Source organism: Moorena sp. SIO3H5 (assembly GCF_010692395.1).
GTDB lineage: Bacteria > Cyanobacteriota > Cyanobacteriia > Cyanobacteriales > Coleofasciculaceae > Moorena.
Map to the genome: position 1 here is coordinate 1 of NZ_JAAHHS010000634.1, position 2,951 is coordinate 2,951.

At 48.5% G+C, this 2,951-nt stretch carries 3 protein-coding genes; 2 read left to right on the forward strand and 1 reads right to left on the reverse strand.

The features are described 5' to 3' along the window. Nucleotides 1-206 precede the first annotated feature (206 nt). Together F6K52_RS34750 and F6K52_RS34755 are read left to right on the forward strand one after the other, a co-directional pair. The gene (locus F6K52_RS34750; RefSeq protein WP_070393607.1) at nt 207-713 is read left to right on the forward strand and encodes a DUF3172 domain-containing protein; all 507 of its coding nucleotides are present in this window, start codon (nt 207-209) and stop codon (nt 711-713) included. A 148-nt stretch (nt 714-861) separates the two neighbouring features. Beyond that, nucleotides 862-1,053 (forward strand): hypothetical protein, encoded by a 192-nt coding sequence (locus F6K52_RS34755; RefSeq protein WP_293089526.1) that lies wholly within the window; start codon nt 862-864, stop codon nt 1,051-1,053. A 39-nt stretch (nt 1,054-1,092) separates the two neighbouring features. Here F6K52_RS34755 and F6K52_RS34760 read toward each other — a convergent pair. After that, the coding region (locus F6K52_RS34760) for a PatA/PatG family cyanobactin maturation protease (protein WP_293089527.1) at nt 1,093-2,951 on the reverse strand (1,859 nt) is incomplete at its 5' end.

Genomic DNA, 2,951 nt, shown 5'->3' on the forward strand with positions numbered 1-2,951 from the left:
CCATCTCCCCATCTCCCCAGCTCCCCAACTCCCCATCTCCCCATCTCCCCAGCTCCCCAACTCCCCATCGCCCCAGCTCCCCAACTCCCCAGCTCCGGATTAATCTTGGCGTACCTGGCATACTGAAAGAAGGGGGCAAGTAGCAACTACTCCCAGGAAATCTTGACCCAGAAAATACTAAACGTTAATTACGTTAATTCAATCCAATGAAACGTGAATCCAACAGTTCTAATGGGATACCTGAAATTAATTACACAACCTTAGCGATTCTTGGTGGGGTTTTTGTCTTGGGACTGGGAGTTGGTATTGCTTTTAGCTCTGGTGCCACTCTCAACCCAGAAAACGTTGCCTCCCGTGAAGTGATTGACCGCAGCGCACCAAACCCAGAGCTTTGTATTCAGTATGGTGCCAGTGCGATGGTGACAGATATGCAAGTTTTCGTGACTCTCAATCCCTTTAATGTGTATGTGACCCAGCCCAAGATGCGACCTGGGTGTGTTTTACGTCGGAATAACTGGTCAATTCTCGAACAGAGGAGACTGATCTCATCGGAACAGGTACGAGAATGCAAAAATCGGATGAATACTTTTGGTTTCACTGGTGTGCTTGAAGGTACACCAGAAATTCGCTGTATCTATCAAAACGATGCCACCGGTAACTTATTCCTTAATCAAGGCGGTGCTAGCGGACCACGAGAAACCGATCAGTTTTGATCTGAGATCTTGAAGCAAGTTTAAAATTTATCTGTAAAAGTAGGGAACAGGGAACGGGGAACAGGGAACAGTGATAAAAGATTACTCTTTCTTGATCCAAAGCGCGATTGGGGTAAACCCGCTTTGGCTGACTGCATGGCTTTCAGTAATGAAATTGATTTTTATCACTTCTGTTATTAAGTTTTTCTGTACTGGTGTAAGATATCAACGCAGCATTAGTATTTTTATCATACCGTTTGCGTTAATTATTATTCCCTGCTCCCGATTCCCGATTCCCGATTCCCGATTCTCTATTCCCTGTTCCCTGTTCCCTGTTCCCTGTTCCCTAAGTTATAGATAAGGAAATCAAAAAATTTCCTTATCTCGGTTTCATAGGCCTTTAATAAGGAGAAGACCAAGAGCGAACTTCGCCTAAAGTCACAGGAATTAAATCACTAACATCAATGGTAAAGCGGAAGACTTTCTTAGCTCGACGGTTGTTTTCTGGGTCAAAGAATTTTAACTGCACATCCCAACAATCACTATCCATCCGACAGAAAGGACTGCGCTGAACTACAATACTATCTAATTCCATTCCCGCTGCTACTGCTTCAGAGAACGCTTGAGCTGCTTGGAAAGCGTTTGTTGCCGCAAAATTCAGGGCTCGGTCTTGAGACGTTTGTCCTAAGTTACGGAGATCATAGTAAACCCGGTTGAGGAAACTGCTGAGGCTTCTCCGCATTTGCTCATCATCTGCCTCTGCCTGTTGACCCCGCACGGCTTCCAAAGCAGAAGCAACCATGGTATTCACTCTCCAACCGTAGATGCCACGAGGACTTACCGGTTCAACCACTGGAACAACTTGCCCAGAGAACAGTTTTACCGTTCTTCCCGTTAAGCGTCCAGGGATACTGACCCGTTCAATGTATTCCTCAGAATTTTCTGCTTGTACTTCCCCAGAGAGCAATTCCTGAAATGCAGCATAGACATCTCTGGCAAAGGAGCCCGAAGGTTCGAGGGCGTAAATCGGAGTCAACTCCATATTCAGCGTCCAAATTAAGGACTTGGCTTCCGAGAGATTTGCCTGCAGATAGTCCACCATCTGACGGGCATCATAGGGATTTGCTGGTACCTGAGTCCCTTCAATCTGATAAGGTGGCATCAACTGTTTGAAAGAGTCGCGCCTTGCTTCGCCTCCAAAGTCGTAACCGAGGGTTCCGATCACATAAATTATATCGCCACCACTGGCTTGAACGGGCTGGCTGGGGGTAATTGCATTTGCAGTAGTGTTGGACATTGCAGAGATCTGGTGATTTGATGTGGATACAGAAGTCGCGGTGACCGGGGCTTGTGTAGAGTGAGGTTCAGAAGCAATAACAGCAACCTCAGTCGGTTGGGCAGGGGCTACCGCTGTCTCAGTTGAGGAGGCCGCAACGGCAGGTTTAGCTTCTGTGGGATCAACGGCTGAAGTTACCTCAGCATTCAGTGCTACTTGGGGGCTGGTTAAGAGTGTTCCGTCACAGCCACAGCCTGATGCTTCAACGGTTGAGAGTTCTTCAGATTCAGACATGGTTTCTCCTGTTAAATCAGTAAACGCCCCAGCAACATTAACCTCTCCCACCAAACAACGAGGACGCTGATCGTTTTCTGGTAGGTTACAGGGTAGGGCTGTTTTTAGCAAGGCAGTACGAACTTTTTGGGGGTCAGGTTCTTCACCCCGTTGCCGTTGCAGACTCAGCAAAAGTGCCGCAACTCCACTGATAATGGGGGTGGCAAAGCTGGTGCCACTGAGTCTGACTGTACCACCTCCGGGTTTAGCTCCCAGAATATTCTCTCCCGGAGCCAGAATCCCTTGGTTTTGATAGGTTTGACCCCAATTACTGAGTTCTAGGGGTTGTCCCTGGCCATCCGTGGCTCCAACTGCTAGGACAGCCGGAAGGGCAGCGGGAACGTGTAAACACTCACACCCGTCATTGCCCGCAGCCGCAACAATTAATACATTATTGTCTCGGCACAGACGAACAGCCTGTTGGAGCCAGTCCTCTGCTTCACCATAGTCAGTCAGTTGTCCGCCGCTGATATTGATAATATGCGCTCCGGCATTAACGGCCTGTTCAATGGCACGAGACAAATCCAATTGGGAGAGGCGGCGACCTTCATCGGCGAACACAGGTATGACTAACCCCTGGCAGTTCGGGGCAATCCCCTGCACGGGAGAACCATGCTGACCCAAAATCAGACTGGCAACATGAGTCCAGA